The sequence below is a fragment of the Burkholderiales bacterium genome (assembly GCA_035560005.1).
GTDB lineage: Bacteria > Pseudomonadota > Gammaproteobacteria > Burkholderiales > Eutrophovitaceae > DASRFY01.
Window position 1 is genome coordinate 1 of the sequence record DATMAN010000010.1, and the last position, 21,478, is coordinate 21,478.

The 21,478-nt window shown below is 66.6% G+C and carries 23 protein-coding genes; 12 read left to right on the top strand and 11 right to left on the bottom strand.

All coding sequences use genetic code 11. From position 1 onward, the window contains the following. Positions 1-53: 53 nt before the first annotated feature. From ureC to urtA, 10 genes are all read right to left on the bottom strand, one after another. The gene (ureC, locus tag VNM24_00975) at positions 54-1,760 is read right to left on the bottom strand and encodes an urease subunit alpha (GenBank protein HWQ37171.1); all 1,707 of its coding nucleotides are present in this window, start codon (positions 1,758-1,760) and stop codon (positions 54-56) included. Further along, positions 1,757-2,062: an urease subunit beta gene (locus VNM24_00980; GenBank protein HWQ37172.1), complete on the bottom strand. Its 306-nt coding sequence runs from the start codon at positions 2,060-2,062 to the stop codon at positions 1,757-1,759. Before VNM24_00980 ends, ureC begins: the two co-directional genes overlap by 4 nt. After that, positions 2,063-2,215, bottom strand: coding sequence for a hypothetical protein (locus tag VNM24_00985; GenBank protein HWQ37173.1), 153 nt, complete (start codon positions 2,213-2,215; stop codon positions 2,063-2,065). Positions 2,216-2,226: 11 nt separating this feature from the next. After that, positions 2,227-2,529: an urease subunit gamma gene (gene ureA, locus VNM24_00990; GenBank protein HWQ37174.1), complete on the bottom strand. Its 303-nt coding sequence runs from the start codon at positions 2,527-2,529 to the stop codon at positions 2,227-2,229. Positions 2,530-2,542: 13 nt separating this feature from the next. Beyond that, a complete protein-coding gene (locus VNM24_00995; GenBank protein ID HWQ37175.1) occupies positions 2,543-3,379 on the bottom strand; it encodes an urease accessory protein UreD in 837 nt (278 codons plus the stop codon). Between the two features lie 38 nt (positions 3,380-3,417). Continuing rightward, on the bottom strand, positions 3,418-4,110 hold the full coding sequence (gene urtE / locus VNM24_01000) for an urea ABC transporter ATP-binding subunit UrtE (GenBank protein ID HWQ37176.1): 693 nt from the start codon (positions 4,108-4,110) through the stop codon (positions 3,418-3,420). Positions 4,111-4,251: 141 nt separating this feature from the next. Next, positions 4,252-5,073 carry an urea ABC transporter ATP-binding protein UrtD gene (gene urtD, locus VNM24_01005; GenBank protein ID HWQ37177.1) on the bottom strand — a complete coding sequence of 274 codons (822 nt, stop codon included), beginning with the start codon at positions 5,071-5,073 and terminating at the stop codon, positions 4,252-4,254. Continuing rightward, positions 5,070-6,170: an urea ABC transporter permease subunit UrtC gene (urtC, locus tag VNM24_01010; protein HWQ37178.1), complete on the bottom strand. Its 1,101-nt coding sequence runs from the start codon at positions 6,168-6,170 to the stop codon at positions 5,070-5,072. The genes urtD and urtC overlap by 4 nt, the downstream gene beginning before the upstream one ends. Positions 6,171-6,177: 7 nt before the next feature. Beyond that, entirely contained in the window at positions 6,178-7,794 is a 1,617-nt protein-coding gene (urtB, locus tag VNM24_01015) for an urea ABC transporter permease subunit UrtB (protein ID HWQ37179.1), read from the bottom strand. 116 nt (positions 7,795-7,910) lie between these two features. Next, the gene (gene urtA / locus VNM24_01020) at positions 7,911-9,161 is read right to left on the bottom strand and encodes an urea ABC transporter substrate-binding protein (GenBank protein HWQ37180.1); all 1,251 of its coding nucleotides are present in this window, start codon (positions 9,159-9,161) and stop codon (positions 7,911-7,913) included. A gap of 328 nt (positions 9,162-9,489) precedes the next feature. Between urtA and lexA the strand changes: the two genes are divergently transcribed. The 3 genes from lexA to VNM24_01035 all read left to right on the top strand — a co-directional run bounded on the left by lexA (position 9,490) and on the right by VNM24_01035 (position 12,324). Further along, a complete protein-coding gene (lexA, locus tag VNM24_01025; protein HWQ37181.1) occupies positions 9,490-10,092 on the top strand; it encodes a transcriptional repressor LexA in 603 nt (200 codons plus the stop codon). Between the two features lie 176 nt (positions 10,093-10,268). Continuing rightward, complete coding sequence (gene imuA / locus VNM24_01030) at positions 10,269-10,961, top strand: translesion DNA synthesis-associated protein ImuA (GenBank protein ID HWQ37182.1); 693 nt, start codon at positions 10,269-10,271, stop codon at positions 10,959-10,961. Continuing rightward, the gene (locus VNM24_01035) at positions 10,894-12,324 is read left to right on the top strand and encodes a DNA polymerase Y family protein (protein ID HWQ37183.1); all 1,431 of its coding nucleotides are present in this window, start codon (positions 10,894-10,896) and stop codon (positions 12,322-12,324) included. Before imuA ends, VNM24_01035 begins: the two co-directional genes overlap by 68 nt. 13 nt (positions 12,325-12,337) lie before the next feature. Here the strand turns inward: VNM24_01035 and VNM24_01040 are convergent, their stop codons facing one another. Beyond that, a complete protein-coding gene (locus VNM24_01040) occupies positions 12,338-12,724 on the bottom strand; it encodes a VOC family protein (protein HWQ37184.1) in 387 nt (128 codons plus the stop codon). A gap of 103 nt (positions 12,725-12,827) precedes the next feature. On the opposite strand from VNM24_01040, the gene VNM24_01045 reads away from it, so the two are divergent. From VNM24_01045 to VNM24_01085, 9 genes are all read left to right on the top strand, one after another. After that, positions 12,828-16,259: an error-prone DNA polymerase gene (locus tag VNM24_01045; protein ID HWQ37185.1), complete on the top strand. Its 3,432-nt coding sequence runs from the start codon at positions 12,828-12,830 to the stop codon at positions 16,257-16,259. A 130-nt stretch (positions 16,260-16,389) separates the two neighbouring features. Continuing rightward, positions 16,390-17,328 carry an alpha/beta hydrolase gene (locus tag VNM24_01050; protein ID HWQ37186.1) on the top strand — a complete coding sequence of 313 codons (939 nt, stop codon included), beginning with the start codon at positions 16,390-16,392 and terminating at the stop codon, positions 17,326-17,328. Continuing rightward, the gene (locus VNM24_01055) at positions 17,325-17,642 is read left to right on the top strand and encodes a hypothetical protein (protein ID HWQ37187.1); all 318 of its coding nucleotides are present in this window, start codon (positions 17,325-17,327) and stop codon (positions 17,640-17,642) included. Before VNM24_01050 ends, VNM24_01055 begins: the two co-directional genes overlap by 4 nt. Before the next feature lie 60 nt (positions 17,643-17,702). Beyond that, complete coding sequence (locus tag VNM24_01060) at positions 17,703-18,113, top strand: hypothetical protein (protein ID HWQ37188.1); 411 nt, start codon at positions 17,703-17,705, stop codon at positions 18,111-18,113. A 63-nt stretch (positions 18,114-18,176) separates the two neighbouring features. Next, entirely contained in the window at positions 18,177-18,797 is a 621-nt protein-coding gene (locus tag VNM24_01065) for an outer membrane beta-barrel protein (protein HWQ37189.1), read from the top strand. Positions 18,798-18,811: 14 nt separating this feature from the next. Then, a complete protein-coding gene (locus VNM24_01070) occupies positions 18,812-19,927 on the top strand; it encodes a branched-chain amino acid aminotransferase (protein ID HWQ37190.1) in 1,116 nt (371 codons plus the stop codon). A gap of 20 nt (positions 19,928-19,947) precedes the next feature. Then, entirely contained in the window at positions 19,948-20,487 is a 540-nt protein-coding gene (locus VNM24_01075; protein ID HWQ37191.1) for a DUF488 domain-containing protein, read from the top strand. A gap of 20 nt (positions 20,488-20,507) precedes the next feature. Further along, the gene (locus VNM24_01080; GenBank protein ID HWQ37192.1) at positions 20,508-21,101 is read left to right on the top strand and encodes a DNA-3-methyladenine glycosylase I; all 594 of its coding nucleotides are present in this window, start codon (positions 20,508-20,510) and stop codon (positions 21,099-21,101) included. Continuing rightward, positions 21,098-21,466: a cupin domain-containing protein gene (locus VNM24_01085; GenBank protein HWQ37193.1), complete on the top strand. Its 369-nt coding sequence runs from the start codon at positions 21,098-21,100 to the stop codon at positions 21,464-21,466. The genes VNM24_01080 and VNM24_01085 overlap by 4 nt, the downstream gene beginning before the upstream one ends. Positions 21,467-21,478: the final 12 nt, after the last annotated feature.

Sequence of the window (21,478 nt, forward strand, 5' to 3'; positions counted from 1 at the left end):
CGCGCCCGGCGGCGCTTCGGTACCGTGCGGCAGCACACGCCCGACGCGCATCGTCAGAACAGGAAGTAGCGCTGCGCGAGCGGCAGCTCGCGCGCCGGCTCGCAGGTAAGAAGCTGCCCGTCGGCACGGACTTCGTACGTCTCGGGGTCGACTTCGATTTTCGGCCTGGCATCGTTGTGCACCATGTCGTGCTTGCGCACATTGCGGCAGCCGCGCACCGCTTCGATGCGCCGCGCGAGCCGATATCGCCCCGCGACGTCGGCCGCGGCAGCCTGCTGCGACACGAAGGTGATGCACGACTGCGCGAGCGCGCCGCCAAACGCGCCGAACATCGGCCGGTAGTGCACGGGCTGCGGGGTCGGGATCGAAGCGTTCGGGTCGCCCATCGCCGCGGCGGCGATGACGCCGCCCTTCAGCACCAGCGCAGGCTTGACGCCGAAGAACGCCGGCTTCCACAGCACGAGGTCGGCCCATTTGCCGAGTTCCACCGAGCCGACGACGTGCGCCATGCCGTGCGCCCGCGCCGGATTGATCGTGTACTTCGCGATGTAGCGCTTGATGCGGAAGTTGTCGTTGCGTGCGCCGTCGCCGGCGAGCGCGCCGCGCTGCGTCTTCATTTTGTGCGCGGTTTGCCAGGTGCGGCAGATCACTTCGCCGACGCGGCCCATCGCCTGCGAATCGGAAGACATCATCGAGATCGCGCCGAGGTCGTGCAGGATGTCTTCGGCGGCGATGGTCTCGCGCCGGATCCGGCTTTCGGCGAACGCCACGTCCTCGGCGATCGACGGATCGAGGTGATGGCACACCATCAGCATGTCGAGATGCTCGTCCAGCGTGTTCACCGTGTAGGGCCGCGTCGGATTGGTCGACGAAGGCAGCACGTTCGGCTCGCCGCACACTTTGATGATGTCCGGCGCGTGGCCGCCGCCCGCGCCTTCGGTGTGGAACGTGTGGATCGTACGGCCTTTGAATGCCGCGATCGTCGCTTCGACGAATCCCGATTCGTTCAGCGTGTCGGTGTGGATCGCGACTTGCGTATCGGTCTGCTCGGCGACGCTCAGGCAGCAATCGATCGCCGCCGGCGTGGTGCCCCAGTCTTCGTGCAGCTTGAGGCCGATCGCGCCCGCGGCGATCTGCTCGCGCAAGCCTTCCGGCAGGCTCGCATTGCCTTTGCCCAGGAAGCCGAGATTGATCGGCAGGCCTTCGGCCGCTTGCAGCATGCGCTCGATATGGAATGGCCCCGGCGTGCAGGTGGTGGCGTTGGTACCGGTCGCCGGCCCGGTGCCGCCGCCAAGCATCGTGGTGATGCCCGACATCAACGCTTCTTCGACTTGCTGCGGGCAGATGAAATGGATGTGCGAGTCGATGCCGCCGGCGGTGACGATCGCGCCTTCGCCGGCGATGACCTCGGTCGCCGGCCCGATCACGATGGTGACGCCCGGCTGAATGTCGGGATTGCCGGCTTTGCCGATGCCGCTGATGCGGCCCGCCTTGATGCCGATGTCGGCTTTGACGATGCCCCACCAATCGATGATGAGCGCATTGGTGATCACGGTGTCGGCGCAAGCGGCGGCGGCGCGCTGGCTCTGTCCCATGCCGTCGCGAACCACTTTGCCGCCGCCGAACTTCACTTCCTCGCCGTAGATCGTGTGGTCCTTCTCCACTTCGACGACCAGCGCGGTGTCGGCCAGCCGCACGCGATCGCCGGTCGTCGGGCCGAACATCTCCGCATACGCGCGCCGCGCGATCTTCGCCGTCATAGCGCCCCCATGACTTTGCCTTGGAAGCCGTAGACCTTGCACTCACCGGCGAGCGCGACGAGCTCGACGGTGCGTGACTGGCCCGGCTCGAAGCGCACCGCCGTGCCGGCAGGAATGTTCAACCGGAAGCCGCGCGCGCGCTCCCGATCGAACCGCAGCGCGGCGTTCGTCTCGTAGAAGTGATAGTGCGAGCCGACTTGGATCGGCCGGTCGCCGGTGTTCTCGACCACCAGCTCGATCGTGCGCCGCCCGGCGTTCAGCACGAGCTCGCCGTCGGCGGGAAGGAGTTCGCCGGGAATCATTCAAACGCCCATGAACAAGAACGCACCGAAGGCGCCGAGCGAGGTGCCCGCCCAGAGCGGCCAACGGACGCTGTGGCGGTTCGCCGCCACGCCCGCGCGATAGCCGATCACATGCAACCTGGCAGTGCCGGTAAAAAGGCGGGTCGTTCTCATTGGTTGTGGCCTCATGCGATCGGTTGATGGACGGTGACCAGCTTGGTGCCGTCGGGAAACGTCGCCTCGACTTGGATTTCCGGAATCAGCTCCGGGACGCCTTCCATGACATCTTCGCGCCGGAGCAGCGTGGTGCCGAACTGCATCAGCTCGGCAACCGTCTTGCCGTCGCGCGCGCCTTCCATGATCGCGGCGGTGATGTAGGCGACCGATTCCGGATAGTTGAGCTTCAGACCGCGCGCCTTGCGCCGCTCGGCGAGGAGCGCAGCGGTGAACACGAGCAGCTTGTCTTTCTCGCGTGGCGTCAGCTCCACGGATGCGCCTCCTTCATGTGCTCCAGATTCGCGGCCGGCTCGCCGGCACGCCCAGCAAGCGCGGCCGTAACGCGCTCCACGCCCGTTCGAGCGTCCGCCGCACCGCTTCGGGCCCTTCACCCACCGCGCGCACGAGCAGCACGCCGGTGGGGAGCAGCGTGGCGGCGGTCCCGTCTCCGTCCAGCGCGTCGCGCACGGCGTCCAACACCGGTCCGAGCCGCGCCGGATCGGCCAGTGCCCAGAGCGTACCGAAGCACGGTGCGCAACCCAGACCTTGCGGGCCCGTGAGCCGCGCGTCGTCGCCCGCGAGCCGCCATTGCTCGACGAAGGCCGGCCGGTCCGCCCGCGCAAATCGCGCCTGCATCGCGATTTCGCCGTGCGCGAAGCGTTCGCCGCGCGCCGCCCGACCCAACATGACGACGTCGAGCCCGACAATCGCCGCGTCGCCGGCGGCGCTCGCTGCGACCGTCCAACGGGCTTGCGCGCGATCGAAGACGATGCTCTCCTGCGGCAGCCATTCGATGATTGCACTGTCGCGAGCGTCGAGCCGCACGCGTTGGCAGGCGGTTGCGCCGCCGCTGCGATACCACTTGGCAGCTCCGGGCGTGGTGAGAAGCACGTGCGCACCGCGCTGCGCTGCGATCGCGATGTCGAGCGCGTCGCCGCCGGCCACTCCGCCCGGCGGATGGACCACGATGGCGTGGCAGACACGCTCGCCCTCGGGGTAGAGCATGCGCTGCAGCCGTAGCGGGCCTTCGTGCGCGCGCCGCGCCGGCACCGTGCGCGGGCCGCGCGCGACGAAACTCGCGTCGAGGCGCGCGCGCCAACCGGTGGCCGCGGGAGCAGCCATGACGGTGCCCGGAAAACGGCGTTTGGCATGCACGGCGCTCACACGGCAAGTCGCTCGCGCACGCCGTGCGCCGCCATTTCGGCGCCGGCACCGCGCATGATGATTTCGCCGCGCTCCATCACCAGATACTGATCAGCGAGCGAGCGCGCGAAGTCGTAGTACTGCTCGACCAGCAGGATCGCCATCTCGCCGCTTGCCGCGAGCGCGCGAATGACGCGCTCGATCTCCTTGATGATTGACGGCTGGATGCCTTCGGTCGGCTCGTCGAGGATCAAGAGCTTCGGCTCCATCGCGAGCGCGCGGCCGATCGCGAGCTGTTGTTGTTGGCCGCCTGAGAGATCGCCGCCGCGCCGGCGCAGCATCTGCTTCAGTACCGGGAACATCTCGAAAATGCGCTCGGGGATTTTGGCGCCGGGCGGTCGCGTGGCGAGACCCATTCGCAGGTTTTCTTCCACGGTGAGTCGGGGAAAGATCTCGCGGCCTTGGGGCACGTAGCCGATGCCGGCGCGCACCCGCTCGTGCGGCGGTGCATGCGTCAGATCTCGATCGCCGAATCGGATGCTGCCGGTTCGCGCCGGAACGAGACCCATGAGCGTCTTGAGCAGCGTCGTCTTGCCCACGCCATTGCGGCCGAGCAGCGCGGTCACCTTGCCCGCGGGAGCGTCGAAGGCGACGTTGCGCAGGATGTGGCTGCCGCCGTAGTACTGGTTGAGGTGGGTGACGGCGAGCATCTGCGTTACACAGTGACAAGGGCGAGCCAAAAGCGGAAAAAGGGCGGAGGGGAAAGGCAAGAGTCGCCCTCACCCCGACCCGCTCCTCCGTAAGCGGGGCAAAGGCAGCAGGCGCGCGCCGTGCGCCGCTCCTCCCTTTTTTCACCGCCCAAGGTACACCTCGATCACCCTCGGATCGTTCTGAATCGCGCTCATCGGCCCTTCGGCGATCACGCTGCCTTCGTGCAGCACGGTCACCTTGCGCGCGATCTTGGCGATGAACTGCATGTCGTGCTCGACCACGACGAGCGAACGTTCTCCGGCGAGCGCGAGAAAGAGCTCCGCGGTGCGCTCGGTCTCTTCATCGGTCATGCCCGCGACCGGCTCGTCGAGCAGCAGAAGTTGCGGCTCCTGCATCAGCAGCATCCCGATCTCCAGCCATTGCTTCTGGCCGTGAGACAGGGCGCCGGCCGGACGGTCGGCTTCCTCGAACAGGTCGATCCGGTGCAGCGTCTCGCCGATGCGATCGAGCGCCTCGCCGCTCAGCCTGGCGCGCAGGCTGGCACGGACCCGCTTGTCGGTCTTCATGGCCAGCTCCAGGTTCTCGAACACCGTGTGGTTCTCGAACACCGTGGGCTTCTGGAACTTGCGCCCGATCCCGGCATGTGCGATCTCGGCTTCGGTCAGCCGCGTCAGATCGATCGACTGCCCGAAGAAAACGGTGCCTGAATCGGGTCGTGTCTTGCCCGTGATCACGTCCATCATGGTGGTCTTGCCGGCGCCGTTGGGACCGATCACGCAGCGCAGTTCCCCCGCCTCGACCGTCAGGGTGAGCGCGTCGAGGGCCTTGAAACCGTCGAAGCTGACGCTGACGTCGTCCAGATACAGGATCGGTCCATGCGAAAGATCCACACCTTCGCGCACGACATGGCCGATTGCCGCCGTTCCGCTGGGGTTGACTTCCTGGCCGACGGACGGACTCATCTGCGTTGTGTCCGCAGCGCGGACGCCAGCCCGACCAGCCCGCGCGGCATGAACAGCGTAACCAAGATGAAGAGCAGCCCGAGGAAGAACAGCCAGTACTCTGGAAACGACTGGGTGAAAAAGCTTTTCGCGCCGTTGACCGCCGAAGCGCCCAGTACCGGTCCAAGCAAAGTGCCGCGGCCGCCGACCGCCACCCAGACCGCGATCTCGATCGAGTTGGCCGGCGACATCTCGCCCGGATTGATGATCCCTACCTGGGGCACGTAAAGCGCGCCCGCAATCCCGCACATCACGGCGGAGAGCGTCCAGACGAACAGCTTGTACCAGAGCGGGTTGTAGCCCGAGAACATGAGCCGCGATTCCGAGTCGCGGATCGCAGTCAGCACCCGCCCCACTTTCGAGCGCACCAGATAGCGCGTCAGCGCGATCGCACCGATCAGGGCAGCCGCGCTCAGGGCGAACAGCACGGCCCGCGTGGACGGCGCCGTGATCGGAAATCCGAGGATGCGCTTGAAGTCGGTGAACCCGTTGTTGCCGCCGAACCCGGTGTCGTTTCGGAAAAACAACAGCATGAAGGCGAACGTGAGCGCCTGCGTGATGATCGAGAAGTACACGCCCCTGACGCGCGAGCGGAACGCGAAGTACCCGAACACGAACGCGAGCAGGCCCGGCACGAGCGCCACCAGCACCGCGCACCACCAGAACCGGTCGCTGCCGGTCCAGTACCAGGGAAGCGCCTTCCAGTCCAGGAACACCATGAAGTCGGGGAGGTCGCTCTGGTACTGGCCCTCCCGGCCGATCTGGCGCATGAGATACATTCCGAACGCATAGCCGCCGAGCGCGAAGAATAGGCCGTGGCCCAGCGACAGAATGCCGGTATAGCCCCAGATCAGATTCATCGCGCAGGCCACCACGCAGTAGCACAGGATCTTGCCGGCGAGGGTCACCGTGTAGGCCGACAGGTGAAACAGGCTGTCCGGCGGCACGAACACATGAAGCGCGGGAACGATCCCCAGCGCGATGAGCGCGAACACCCCGAGTGCGATCCACGCACCCGGCTGAAACAGCGGTTCGCGCCGCGGCAGGTGGCGCAGCATCAGCGGCTCAGGCTTCAAGCACCCGCCCCTTCAACGCGAACAGTCCCTGCGGCCGCTTCTGGATGAACGCGATGATCAGAACCAGGACCAGGATCTTGGTCAGCACCGCCCCGATATGCGGTTCGATCAGCTTCGACAGCACGCCAAGGCCCAGAGCGGCATAGACCGTCCCGGCAAGCTGCCCCACTCCGCCCAGCACCACGACCATGAACGAATCGATGATGTAGGCCTGGCCCAGATCCGGGCCCACGTTGCCGATCTGCGAAAGCGCCACACCGCCCAGCCCGGCGATCCCCGATCCGAGACCGAAGGCCAGGAGATCGACGCGCCCGGTCGGCACCCCGACGCACGCAGCCATGCTCCGGTTCTGTGTTACCCCGCGGATGAACAGTCCGAGCCGCGTGCGCGAAAGCATGAGCGCCACCAGCAGCAACACGAAGAGCGAGAAGCCGATGATGGCGATGCGGTTGTAGGGCATGACCACGCCGGCAACCTCCACGCCGCCCGACAGCCAGGAGGGATTGGCGACCTCGACGTTCTGGGCGCCGAAGAGCTGCCGCACCACCTGGATCAGAAACAGACTGATGCCCCAGGTCGCAAGCAGCGTCTCCAGCGGCCGCCCATAAAGCCAGCGGATGACCGTGCGCTCCAGCGCCATGCCCACGAGGCTCGCACACAGGAAGGCGGCTGGAATCGCGGCGAATACGTACCAGTCGAACCATCCGGGAAAGTGCATTCTGAAGATCTGCTGAGTCGCATAGGTGGCGTAGGCCCCGATCATCAGCATCTCGCCGTGCGCCATGTTGATCACCCCGAGCAGGCCATAGGTGATGGCCAGCCCCAGCGCGACCAGCAGCAAGATGCTGCCCAGCGACAGGCCGCTGAACAGGCGTCCGAGGTAATCGGTAAAGGCCAGCCTGCGCTCGAGCGCCTTGAGGGCGGCCTGCGCCGCGTAGCGCACTTCAGCGTCGGGCTCCAAGGGACTTCCCGAGACGTCTTTCTCCAGCAGCGCGAGCAGCATGGTGCGCACGCGCGCCTGATTGCTTTGGGCCAACGTCCTCGCCGCCGCGAGGCGACGAACGGCATCGTGGCTGCGCAGGTCCAGCACTGCCTTGGTGTGCTCCAGCGATTTGCGGATCTGGGGATCGGTTTCCTTGGCCAGCGCCCGGTCGACCAGCCCGATCAGCGAAACATCCTCGGTAGTTTCGAGCGCTCTGGCCGAGGCCATGCGCTCTTCGCGATCCGCCGACAGCAGGCTCAGCGCCGCGATGGCGGATTCGAGCTTGGCCCGCATCCGGTTATTGACGACTACCGCCTCGTACTGTTGCGCTACGAGGTCGAGCGGCTCCAGCGTGACTGCATCGAGCACCCGGTCAGCCACGATGAGGACGCGGGAGTCCGGCGTGACGTGTACCTCGCCATTGGCCAGAGCCCGCAACACGGTGAGCGCCGCCTCTTCGCCCGAGGCCGCCAGCGCATCGATCGCCGCCAGCTTTTCCGTGAGGTCGTCGGATGCGAGCTTGCCGAGGAGCGCGGGATCGAGCGCCCGCGCTCCCAGCGCGAACAGCAGCAAGACGATTCCCGCCAGGGCGCTCGCCGCGCGAGCGCCGATGAAGCTACGCACCGAAATCCCCCCGAGTGGAACACCGACAAGCCCGCGCGGCCGGGCGGCCGCGGCCCCGGTTGCGACCATCGCTGTCCAAGGCCGCGGCGGCTCTTTCCCGCCGTCGCGCTCTGGAACTACAGGTTCTGCTTGCCTTCGTTGCCCGGAATGAACGGGCTCCACGGCTGCGCACGGATCGGACCCTTGGTCTTCCACACCACGCTGAACTGACCATCGCCCTTCACTTCGCCGATCATCACCGGTTTGTGCAGGTGGTGGTTGGTCTTGTCCATCGTGAGCACGAAGCCCGAGGGCGCCTTGAAAGTCTGTCCGTACATCGCCTGGCGAACCTTGTCGACATCGGTCGATCCGGCCTTTTCGACGGCCTGTGCCCACATGTGAATGCCGACGTAGGTGGCTTCCATCGGGTCGTTGGTGACCACCGTGCCGGCGTTCGGGACCTTGTTCTTCCTGGCCCAGTCGCGGTACATCTTGATGAACCGGGCGTTCTCCGGATTTTTCACCGACATGAAGTAGTTCCACGCGGCCAGATGGCCCACCAGCGGCCTGGTGTCGATGCCGCGCAGTTCCTCTTCGCCCACCGAGAACGCCACCACCGGCACGTCGGTCGCCCTCAGCCCGGCATTGCCCAGCTCCTTGTAGAAGGGCACGTTGGAGTCGCCGTTGATGGTCGAGACCACCGCGGTCTTGCCGCCCGCGGCGAATTTCTTGATGTCGGCCACGATGGTCTGATAGTCGCTGTGGCCGAACGGGGTGTACACCTCTTCGATGTCCTTCTCGGCCACGCCCTTGGACTTGAGGAAGGCACGCAGGATCTTGTTGGTCGTGCGCGGATAGACGTAATCCGTTCCGAGCAGGAACCAGCGCTTGGCGCCCCCGCCCTCCTCGCTCATCAGATATTCCACGGCGGGAATGGCCTGCTGGTTGGGTGCGGCGCCGGTGTAGAACACGTTCCTGGACAGTTCCTCGCCTTCGTACTGCACGGGATAGAAGAGCAGGCCGTTGAGCTCTTCGAAGACCGGCAACACCGACTTGCGCGACACCGACGTCCAGCAGCCGAACACGACCGCCACCTTGTCCTGGGTGAGGAGCTGTCGCGCTTTCTCGGCGAACAGCGGCCAGTTCGAAGCCGGATCGACCACGACAGGCTCGAGCTTCTTGCCCAGAACGCCGCCTTTCGCGTTGATCTCCTCGATGGTCATCAGCGCGGTGTTCTTCAGCGCCGTCTCCGAGATCGCCATCGTGCCGGAGAGCGAATGAAGGATGCCCACCTTGATGGTGTCGGCGGCCCGAGCCGGCACCCCGGCGAGCCCCGCTGCGCCCAGAGCGAGCGCCAGGATCGACTTGAGGAATTCCTTGCGTTTCATTTGATCCCCTTCGAGTAACAGGAAATGGATGGACCGCGCGGCTGCGCATCGACACTCCGGCTCGCTTCCTTTTTTCGTGCCGTCGTGTCGCGCCGGGGGAGCGCAACAAGCATGCCACCGTTTTCCCGGCATCTCTTTCTCAGGCATTTCAGATTGTTGTGCCGGAATGAGGCTGCGTGCGCCGAACTCGATCGATGCGTGTGGACGCAGGCATGCACTCGCGATGTGCACGCGAAACTGCCCACGCACAAAAACGGACCGGCGCGAAGTCCTTGCAGAAGCCCGTTGTCTGTATATAATCACAGTACACAATCCAGGAGGCCAGGCGATGGAAGAACTCACCCCCCGGCAGGCGGAAGTCCTGCAGATGATCCGGGACTTTCTGCAGTCCAGCGGATTCCCTCCGACCCGCGCCGAGATCGCCAAGGAACTCGGTTTCCGGTCCCTCAACGCGGCCGAGGATCACCTGAAGGCCCTGGCCCGCAAGGGCTTTGTAGAAATCCTGCCGGGCGCTTCGCGCGGTATCCGACTGACCGAAGAAGTCGGTCTGCCGGTCATCGGACGGGTAGCCGCCGGCAGCCCGATCCTGGCGGAGGCGCACATCCAGGGACGGGTGCAATTCGACCCGAGGTTGTTCAAGCCGCGTGCCGACTATCTGTTGAAGGTGCGGGGAATGAGCATGCGCGACGCCGGCATCTTCGAAGGGGATCTGCTGGCGGTGCATCGCACTCGCGAGGTGCGCTCCGGCCAGATCGCGGTGGCGCGCGTCAACGGCGAGGTCACGGTCAAGCGCTTCAAGCGACAGGGCTCGCAAATCCAGCTTTTGCCGGAGAACCCCGAGTTCACACCGATATATGTAGACCCCAGGCGCGACCAGTTTGCGATCGAGGGGCTGGTGGTAGGACTGATTCGCAACGGAAGAATCGCCTGAGAAACCGAGCCAGCGGACTTCAAAGAACGCAGCGGTCCGCTTTTGTTTTGCACTCAACGGAGGAAATCATGGAACGAGAAAAATCGCTGGAGGTTCTCCACGAGCCGATGAGCACCTGCGGTTGAAGTCAGGAATCGAACCGCCAGGAGCACCAAGGCATGTTGTGAGCTTTTCGGGTGTCTTCCGCGCTCGATGCCCTGCTTCACAGCGCCACGGTATGGCGCGGCGGCGAGCTGTCCGTCGCGCCGGCGACCGGGATCGCTTCGGGATTCGCGGCAATCGACGAGAAGCTCGGGGGCTGGCCCTCGGACAGCTTGGTCGAGCTGATCCCGCAGCGCGAAGGCGTGGGCGAGCTGTCCCTCTTCCTGCCTGCGCTCGCCCGGCTTTCCCGCAAGCAACGCTGGATCGTCTTCGTCGATGCGCCGTACGTCCCCTACGCGCCCGCGCTCGCGGCCGCGGGAATCGATCTCGCAAAACTAATGGTGGTCCGCGCGCGCTCGAGCGCAGACGCGCTGTGGGCGATGGAGCAGGCGTTGCGGTCGGGAGCCTGCAGCGCCGTGCTCGGCTGGCCCGGTTTCTTCACCGAACAGGCGATCCGCAGGCTGCAGCTCGCCGCGCAAAGCGGTCCGGCGCTCGGGATCTGCTTCACCGCCTGCGGCGCGGTTCCGCGTGCCTCTCCCGTGCCCTACCGCCTGCGCGTGGACGCACAGGCGCGCGGCGTGCGGGTGGAAATCCTCAAGCGCCGCGGCGGCGGGCCGATCGCACCTTTGTTTCTGGAAAACGTCGTGAGCGCTTCGCGCTATGTGGCTGTGCCTGGATTTTCCCCGCCTGCCCCTGGAAGTGTTCCTGCGGGCGCACGCGCTGCGTGACCCGCTGGTGATCTCGGACGGGGGCGGCCGCGCCACGGTTGTGGCCGTCGATTCGCGCGCGCACTCCGCCGGCATCCGTCCGGGCATGGCGATTTCCGCAGCGTATGCCCTGGCGCCGCAAATCATCGTGCAGACGCGCGATCCGCGTGAGGAGCGCCATGCGCTGGAGTCCATCGCGGCTTGGGCCTTCCAGTTCACTTCTTTCGTCAGTCTGGCCCCGCCCTGTTCGCTGCTGCTGGAAATCGGCGGAAGCCTGCGGCTGTTCGGCGGGCTCGACGCGCTGTGCGATCGCATCCGCCACGCAGTCGGCGAGCTGGGCTTCGATGCCGTGATCGCGGTCGCGCCCACCGCGCGCGGGGCTTTCTGGCTCGCTCGCGCCGGGCTCGAGGTCACCATCCGCGACATCGCCACGCTCCGCGGTCACCTGCAACGGCTCCCGGTTGCACGTCTGGAGATCGAGGCCGGGATGCTCGACTCGCTCGAGCGCATCGGCGTGCGCACGATCGGGGAGCTTGCGAGCCTGCCGCGCGAGGGCGTGGCGCGCCGCTTCGGGCAAGCTCTCCTCGATCAGCTCGACCGCGCATTCGGCGTTCTGCCCGACCCGCAGCTTCCCTTCTCGCCGCCCGCGCGCTTTTCGGAGAACCTTGTCCTGCCCGCGCCGGTCGACGAAGTCGAAGCGCTGCTGTTCGCCGCACATCGGCTCGTCCTGCAGATGACCGGCTGGCTGTCGGCGCGCAACGCCGGGGCGACCCGAATCGGACTCGCGCTGCACAGCGAAGACGGCGAAACCGCCGGCGTCCTGGTGGCGCTTTCGGTACCCAGCCGCGACCCGAAGCATCTGATCAACCTGCTGCGCGAGCGCCTGTCGATCACGCCGCTGCCGGGGAAAATCGAATCGATCGGCCTGGAAGCGCTCGACACCGCCCAGCTTGCGCCGCGCAACTTTTCCTTTTTTCCAGATCGCGAGCAGTTACGCGAAGAGGGGGCCGCGCTGGTGGAGAAACTGCGCGCGCGCCTGGGCGACGATTCGGTACACGGGCTTTCGCTCTATCCCGACGCACGTCCCGAGCTGGCCTGGCGCGAGAGCGAGCCCGGCGCAAGCGCCGAGCCCGCCCCCCGGCTGGCGCGGCCGGCGTGGCTGCTGGCGCGGCCGCGCCGGCTGCAGCTTCAGGCTGGACATCCCTGGCTCGACGGCAGGCTCGCGATCCTCGACGGTCCCGAGCGCATCGAGTCCGGGTGGTGGGACGGCAATGACGTGCAACGCGATTACTTCGTGGCGCGCAACGATCACGGCGCGATGTTCTGGATCTATCGCGATCGCACGCCGCCCGGCGACTGGTTCCTGCACGGCATCTTCGCCTGAGACGTTCTTATCGCTACCCGCTTTCGTGCACGCAGAGATAGTTGCCTTCGCTGTCCTTGAACCAGGCCGCCTTGTCCGATCCGAGCACGCACAGATGATCCACGGTTTTCAGATTCGGAAGGTCGAAGTCCTCGAACACCACGCCGCTCGAGCGCAACTGCTCGATCACCCGCTCGATGCCCCTCACCTCGAAGCTCAGGGCGGTGTGCTCGGCCCTGGTGCCCTCGGGCTTGACGATGAGCGCGATCTGGGCTTCGCCGCCGCAGGCGAAGACGTAATTGCCGTCGGCCGCGAAGCCGATGGGCGTGAGCCCCAGCTTGTTCTGGTAGAAATCGCGCGCCCGGTCCATGTTCTTCACCGGAAGAATGGTGGTCACGGGGGCCTGGGTCAGCGGGGTCATCGATTCCTCCTCGTGCGGGCTGAGCAAATGGCGGGGCCGTCCGGCCTCCGCCCGGGGCATGACATGTTTTGGTTATAAGGCACGGGCCGGCCCGCGTGCAAGCATGCTTCCTTCCTACGCCGAGCTGCACTGCATCAGCAACTTCACTTTCCTGCGCGGGGCCTCGCACCCGCACGAGCTGGTCGGGCGCGCGGCCGAGCTGGGTTACAGCGCACTCGCGATCACCGACGAATGTTCCCTGGCCGGCGTGGTGCGCGCGCACGTAGCCGCCGGGCAATACGGGCTCAAGCTGATCGTCGGCTCCGAGCTGCGCATCGCCGCGCCGTCGATACCCTCCGGGCATGGCGCAGGGAACCAGAACGAGATCGGACTCGTCCTGCTCGCCCGCGACCGCGAAGGCTACGGGGATCTTTGCGCACTGATCACCCGCGGCCGGCGCGCCGCGGACAAAGGCCGCTACCGGCTCACGCGCGCCGATTTCGAGAACGGCCTCACGCACTGTCTCGCGCTCTGGCTGCCGGAGGGCGAACCCGACGAAGCGGCGGCGCGCTGGCTCGCGTCGCGCTTTCCCGGCCGGCTGTGGATCGCCGTCGAACTGCTGGCACGCGCCAGCGACCGCGCGTGGCTCGAACGGCTTCAGGCTCTGGGCGCGAAGCTTGGCCTGCCCTGCGTGGCCGCGGGTGACGTGCACATGCATGTTCGCGGCCGCCGCCTGCTGCAGGACACGCTGACCGCGATCCGCCTCGGGGTGCCGGTGGCGAAAGTCGGCTACGGCCTGCATCCCAACGGGGAACGCCACCTGCGCCGGCGCGAAACGCTGGCACGCCTCTATCCCCGCGCGCTGCTCGAAGAAACGGTGCACATCGCCGGGCTGTGCGAGTTTTCGCTGAACAGCCTGCGTTACGAATACCCGGAGGAAATCGTCCCCGCGGGCGAGACGCCGACTTCCTGTCTGCGGCGCCTGACCGAGGAAGGGTTGAGATGGCGCTTCGGGGGCGCTCGGATGCCGGGTGAGCGTCGAGAGTCTCGGTGCACGCACGCAGAAGACGCCGACAAATGCGGGAACGGAACAATGGATGCATCCAATCCACGCACCGAAGCGCCTGCACCTCACTCGTCACTCGCCGCTCGTCACTCCTCATCCCTCACGCCTGACTCTTCACCCCTCACTCCAGACCCGATACCGGCCAGAGTCCGCGCGCTCGTCGAGCACGAACTCGCGCTGATCGCCGAACTCGGCTACGAACCCTACTTCCTCACGGTATACGACGTGGTGCGGTTCGCGCGCAGCCGGGGTATTCTGTGCCAGGGGCGAGGCAGCGCCGCCAACTCCGCGGTGTGCTACGCGCTCGGGATCACCGAAGTCGACCCCTCGCGCATGGAGATGCTGTTCGAGCGCTTCGTCTCCAGGGAACGCAACGAGCCACCGGACATCGACGTCGATTTCGAGCACGAGCGCCGCGAAGAGGTCATCCAGTACATCTACCGCAAATACGGTCGCGACCGCGCGGCGCTCGCGGCCACGGTCATCACTTATCAGCCGAAGAGCGCCTTGCGCGACGCGGGCAAGGCGCTGGGGCTCGACCTCGACCAGGTGGACCGCATCGCGAAGAACTTCGCCTGGTGGGACCGGCACGACCGGCGCGGGCAACGCCTGCGCGAGACCGGGTTCGATCCCGAATCTCCCGTAATCGAGCGGCTCCTGCGGCTCACCGACACGCTGATCGGATTTCCGCGCCACCTGTCCCAGCATGTCGGCGGCTTCGTCGTCTCCCGCGGGCCGCTCTCCCGGCTCGTGCCGATCGAGAACGCGGCGATGGAAAACCGCACGGTCCTCCAGTGGGACAAGGACGACCTCGACGCGCTCGGTCTGCTGAAGGTGGACGTGCTCGCACTGGGCATGCTGACCGCGATTCGCCGCGCGCTCGACACGGTCGGCCATCTGCGCGGCAGGCCGTTCACCCTCGCGGACATCCCGCCGGAGGATCCGGCGGTCTACGAAATGATCGGCCGCGCCGACACCGTGGGCGTGTTCCAGATCGAATCGCGCGCGCAGATGTCGATGCTGCCGCGCTTGAAGCCGAAGAATTTCTACGACCTGGTGATCGAGGTGGCGATCGTGCGCCCCGGCCCGATCCAGGGCGGGATGGTGCATCCCTATCTGCGCCGGCGGCAGGGACTGGAACCGGTGACCTACCCCTCGGAGGCCATCAAGAAAGTCCTGGAACGCACGCTCGGCGTGCCGATCTTCCAGGAGCAGGTCATGCAACTGGCCATCGTCGCGGCGGGCTTCACGCCCGGAGAAGCCGACCAGCTGCGCCGCTCGATGGCGACGTGGCGGCGCAAGGGCGGGCTGGAGAAATTCGAGGCCAGGCTCAAGGCGGGCATGCTCGGCCGCGGCTATTCGTCCGAGTTCGCCGAGCGCATCTTCCGCCAGATCCAGGGCTTCGGCGAGTACGGTTTTCCGGAGTCGCACGCGGCGAGTTTCGCGCTGCTGGTCTACGTGTCCGCGTGGCTCAAGCGCTACGAGCCGGCGGCGTTCACCGCGGCGCTGCTCAACAGCCAGCCGATGGGCTTCTACGCGCCCGCGCAACTCGTGCGCGACGCGCGCGAGCACGGCGTGGAAGTCAGGCCGGTGGACGTGTTTGCCAGCCAGTGGGATTGCACGCTGGAGGAGGCGGTTCCGAGCACCGAGTACTGGACACCAGGCGAAAATCAGCAATCCCGATGCAGCGGCACAGAGAACCCGCAGGGCGCAGACAAAAATGAAACGACTGCGTCGAATCGGCGCCCGCAGCCTCCTCACCCGTCACTGCGCGCCGCCTCATCCCCGGCAATAAGGCTCGGCTTGCGCATGGTCAACGGACTGTCGGAAGCCGGGGCGAAGCGCCTGATCGAGGCGCGCGCGGGCGGCAATTTCGCATCGGTCGAGGAATTGCTGGTCGCGGCCCGGCTTTCGCGCCGGGACAGGGACTGCCTGGCGGCAGCCAATGCGTTCTCCCGTGCAACCGGCCATCGCCGCAACGCGGCGTGGAGGGTCTCGGTCATCGAACCCGGACCACCGCTGCTCGCCCACGCGCCAATCCATGAAACCCCGGTCGAGCTGCCCGCAGCGAGCGAAGGCGAAGACATCGTCGCCGACTACGCGAGCCTGGGGCTGACCCTCGGCCGCCATCCGCTGGCGCTGCTGCGTCCGCGACTGACTCGCCTGCGCCTGCTCACGGCCGCCGAGCTGCGCCGCGCGCCGGACGGCGCGCCGGTCCGCGCCGCCGGCATCGTCACCTGCCGGCAAAGACCCGGCACCGCCAGCGGCGTGGTGTTCGTTACCCTGGAGGACGAAACCGGCTTCATCAACGTCGTGGTCTGGGGCCGCACGGTCGAAGCACAGCACCGCCCCCTTCTGGGCGCGCGCCTGATGGCGGTGCACGGCCACGTCCAGCGCGAAGGCGAAGTCGTGCATCTGGTCGCGGGCCGCATCCTCGACTACTCTCACTTCCTGGGCGATCTGCTCACCCGGTCGCGCGATTTTCATTGACCGCTTTCGATCCCGGTTTTCGTTCGCGAAGCTCGCTTCCCCGTCCTTGAATGACCGCTCGGTGCGGTAAGCTTGCAACCGTGCGAGACCTCGCCGGCGCCGGAAGCCGCGAACCCTTCGGTAATAGCGCATGAGTACACTGCCATTGAGATTCTGGCCGATCGCCACCGCGTTGCTCGTCGCGGCCTGCCAGACGGCGCCGCCGGTGCACAGCGTTGCCGGGATTCCGACCCGTCAGGTCGCGGTCAACGGCGTGAAGCTGACCTATGTGGACCAGGGACGGGGCGCTCCAGTTGTCTTCGTCCACGGCTCGCTCAGCGATCTGCGGGCGTGGGAAGCGCAGCGTCTGGCCGTGGCACAGCGTTACCGGTACATCGCCTTCACGCAACGCTACTTCGGAACCGGCCGCTGGCCGGGTAGCGGCAGGGATTTCTCCCAGGAAGCGCACGCAGCCGACCTGGCCGCATTCATCCAGTCCTTGAATGCGGGCCCCGTGCACCTGGTCGGCTGGTCGTACGGCGGTCTGACGGCCCTGCTGGTCGCCCGATCGCACCCGGAACTGGTGCGCAGCCTGACGCTGCACGAACCCGGCATCCGCTCGCTGATCGCCGACACGCCGGAAGGCCGGCAGGCCTGGGCCGAATTCAGCCGTTCTGTGGTGCCGGCGGCGGCGGCGGCAAAGGCAGGCGACACGGTGCGCGCAGCCAAACTGTTCACCGAGGCGTTGTATGCGTTGCCACCGGAGGGATTCGACGCCCAACCCGCGCCGTTTCGTCGCATGGTGCTGGACAACGCCCGCACGATGAGCCTGGCGCTCACGGCCCCGCCGCCCCCCGCAATCACCTGCGAGAGCGTGCGCGCGATCCGCGTACCGACTCTGGTCACGCACGGCGAGGCCGCGCAGACGCACTATCGGATGATCAGCGAGCGGCTCACGGCGTGCATGCCCAATGCGGTGCTGGCGGTCATTCCGGGTACCAATCACGACGCGCCGATGCGAAACCCGGCGGTATTCAACGGCACGCTGCTCGGCTTTCTCGCCAGAACGGATTCAAGGGGCCGGACATGATCAGCCGCGTGTGGCACGGCTGGACCGCCCCGGCCGATGCGGACGCCTACGAAGAGCTGCTTCGGACGACGGTCTTTCCGGCAATCCAGGCCCGAGGCATCGCCGGTTACCGCGGCATCCAGCTCTTTCGCCGCGCGGCAGGCGACGAAGTGGAATTCCTCACCATGATGTGGTTCGACTCCCTGGATGCCGTGAGAGCCTTCGCCGGCCCCGATTACGAAACTGCCGTTGTGCCGGCGGTGGCACGCCGCCTGCTGTCGCGCTTCGACGCGCGCTCCGCGCACTACGAAGTCCGCGAGAGCCTGCCCGGCTGAACCGACCGCGTGGGCTTTGCCCCGGAACCATTGGCGCCGTTCGTGATGTAATTGCGCAGCATGTTCGCCCGGCTCAATTTCCTGCTCGCCACCGCGCTCGCGATCGCCGCCCTGCTCTACCTCGTCGGGCGCTTCGTGGTGGTGGCATTCGTCGGCTGGATCAATCCGCGGTGGACCGGCTACGCGGCCGGCGCATGGCTGCTGATCTCCCTGATGCTCGTCGTCTCCTGTCTCGCGAGGATTCAGGCGCGGCTGGAGAAGGTCCCGGCCAGCCTGCGCGAGCCGACCGGGGCACCGGGCATCGCCGGACAGGTGCTGCTCTGCGCCGGGCACGTCGTGCTGGGAGTCGCCGCCTATCGCTGGCTGGAGCGCGAAGCACCGGTCGGCCTGCCGGGAATCCTGGCACCGGCGCTGATCTATGCGCTCGGCATCGCAGCGGTGCTGATCGACATGCGCCGGCGTACTGGCTGAGCGCGGGCACGAAGGCGTGTACCTGCGCAGCTCTCAACCACCCAGGAACGAGAGGTCGCTTTCATGAAGAACGCACTGATCGCCTGCCTGCTGGCGGGCCTGAGTCTGCCCGGACTGTCCCAGGCGCAGGAGAACCAGAGAACCGAAATCACGCCCTTCGCAGCCGTCCTGGGCGGAGGAGGCTTTCGCGACCAGCTCACTTCCGCCGACCTCGATGTCGAATCCTCTGCCGCCGGCGGGCTCATCCTCGACTTTCCCTGGGAGCCGAATTCGCAGCTCGAGATCTATCTCGGCCGACAGCCCACCAGCGTGGAACCGGACAACGCGGCGCCGGGACCGAGGTTCGACCTGAACGTCGGCTACTACCACATCGGCGGCATCGTGCTGTTCGAGCCCTCGCCCAGGTTGCGGCCGTACTTCGTGGCGACCATCGGCGCGACTCACTTCGACCCGGAGAACGGAGCGCTCGACTCCGAACTGCGATTCTCCGTATCCGCCGGCGTCGGCGCAAAATATCCCCTCACCGACCGCCTTGCCTTGCGCTTCGAAGGTCGCGCCTTTGTCACCGCGATGGACAGCGACAGCCAGATCTTCTGCAACCTGCCCGGCACCTGCGAGATAAAGGTTCGCAGCGACACTTTCGTGCAGTGGCAGGCGCTGCTCGGACTGAGTCTCGGGTTCTAACGCCGAGGCGACGCATGTCCCGTCAGTCCATTCGAATCGAACCGCTGAGCGCACCGCGCGCGGTGCAGCTTCCCGCGGAGCTGGGCTTCGGCAGGCATTTCACCAACCGCATGTTCACGCAGCGCTACACGGCGAAGAGGGGCTGGCACGATGCGACGATCGGTCCGTATCGCGCGCTCGACCTCGACCCCGCGGCGCAGATCCTGCACAGCGGACAGAACATCTTCGAGGGCACGAAGGCCTATCTGCGGCCCGACGGCCGCGTGAACTTCTTCCGTATCGACCGCAACATGGCGCGCTTCAACCGCTCCGCCGAGCGCATGTCGATGCCGCAGGTGGATCCCGAAGCGCACATCGCCGCCATCGAGACGCTGGTCCGGCTCGAGCACGAATGGATTCCGGGCGAACCCGGTTCAGCGCTCTACATTCGTCCCGTCATGATCGCGGCCGAGCCCACGCTGGAGGTCCGTGCCGCTCGCTCGTTCCTGCACTACATCATCCTGAGCCCGGTGGGTCCGTATTTCGGCAGCGGACTGAAGCCGGTCTCGGTCTACATCTCGCACGACCACGTGCGCGCCGTGCGCGGCGGAACGGGGGAAGCCAAGACCACCGCCAACTACGCCGGCAGCATCTACGTCACCGAGATTGCAAGAACGCTGGGCTTCCAGCAGGTATTGTGGCTCGACGCGGTCGAGCGCCGTTACGTCGAGGAATGCGGCGCCATGAACATCGCCTTCGTGTACGAAGGCGGTCACATCCGCACGCCGGCACTCTCCGGCAGCATTCTTCCCGGCGTCACGCGAGAGTCGATCTTGCGGCTGGCGCCCGATCTGGGCTATCGGATGAGCGAGGACCGCATCGACGTTGCGGAAATGCTCGCCGACCTCGAACGCGGCCGGATCACGGAAGTGTTCGCGATGGGTACCGGTGCGGTGATCGCTCCGGTTGGACGCTTCGGCTACCACGGCAAGGAATTCGAGGTCAACGCCATGCGGACTGGGCCGGTGGCGCAGCGGCTGTTCGACACCTTGACCGCGATCCAGTCGGGGCGGGCTCCCGACCCCTACGGCTGGACGCGCGTTGTCGAGGTCGCGACACCTGCGCACCCGCGCACCACGACTCGCGCCTGAACCGGCGAGCGCGCAAAGCCGTGATCGTCTGGACCATCGGCCACTCCACTCGCCGCATCGAGGATTTCGTCGCCCTGCTCGCGGCACACGAGATACGCCTGTTGATCGACGTGCGCCGCTTCCCGGCGTCGCGGCGCCACCCCCAGTTTCACGGAGAGGCACTGGCAGCCAGGCTGGCGGAGAACGCCATCGACTACCGGCACATTTCCGGGCTCGGCGGGCGCCGCAACCCCAGGCCGGATTCGCCGAACACCGCATGGCGCGAGCGAGGGTTCCGCGGATACGCCGACTACATGGACAGCGGAGCTTTCCAGAGTGCGCTGGCCGATCTTCTGGCCGCCGCCAGCGCGAGGCCGGCGGCAATCATGTGCGCCGAAGCCCGCTGGCGCCGCTGTCATCGCGGTCTGATCGCCGATGCGCTCAAGTCGCTCGGATGGAAGGTCGTGCACATCGTCGATGCGATAGGCACGGAAGAGCATCCCTATACCGCCGCCGCCCGAGTGATCGGCGGCCGGTTGACGTATGCGCCGGCACCCGTGCAGCAGGATCTCGATCTTTGAATGCAGGAGAACGACAGCGAATGCCCGACCTCCGGCGCTGCAAGTGGGCTTCCGACGGCGATGCGCTCTATCTCGCCTATCACGATCGCGAGTGGGGAGTGCCGCAGCACGACGATCGCGTGCTGTTCGAGTTTCTGATCCTGGAAAGTGCCCAGGCCGGCCTGTCCTGGTCCACCATCCTCAACAAGCGTGCGGGCTATCGCAGGGCATTCGCCGGGTTCGACCTCGAAAAGGTCGCGCGCTTCGGCGCCCGCGAAGCAGCTCGCCTGCTGTCCGATCCCGGCATCGTCCGCAACCGCGCGAAGATCCAGGCGGCCATCCTCAACGCCAGGGCCTGCCTCGCCGTGCAGGAAGAATTCGGCAGTCTCGACGCCTACCTCTGGCGGTTCGTCGACGGCAGGCCGCTCCAGAATCGATGGCGGACAATGCGCCAGGTGCCGGCGACGAGCGCCGTTTCCGACGCGCTGAGCAAGGACTTGAAGAGCCGCGGCTTCAAGTTCGTCGGCAGCACCATCCTGTACGCTTTCATGCAGGCGGTAGGGATGGTCAACGACCACACGGTGGACTGCTTTCGGTGGCGGGAACTGGGCGGCACGGCAAGGGCGCGCGCATGAAGCCGGAGAGGAATTACACGACTTCGGGGGACAGGCGCCGCGTCTCGGTGTCCGATGCCCTGCTCGCCGTGTCAAAGATCGAGCAAGGCATTGCGTCGGCTTCTTGCTTCGAGCACGGCACGCTCCAGGTCAAGATGTACCGCCCGCACGAGCAGGACCTGCAGAACGCGCACACCCGCGACGAGGTTTACGTGATCGCGCGTGGCTCCGGATGGTTCGTGAACGGCGCCGAGCGGCATCGGTTCCAGCCCGGCGACGTTCTGTTCGTGCCCGCCGGCGTGGCCCACCGGTTCGAGGCGTTCAGCGAGGACTTCTGCACCTGGGTGATCTTCTACGGGCCGGAAGGCGGCGAAGCCGCCGGCTGAACGCGAAAACCA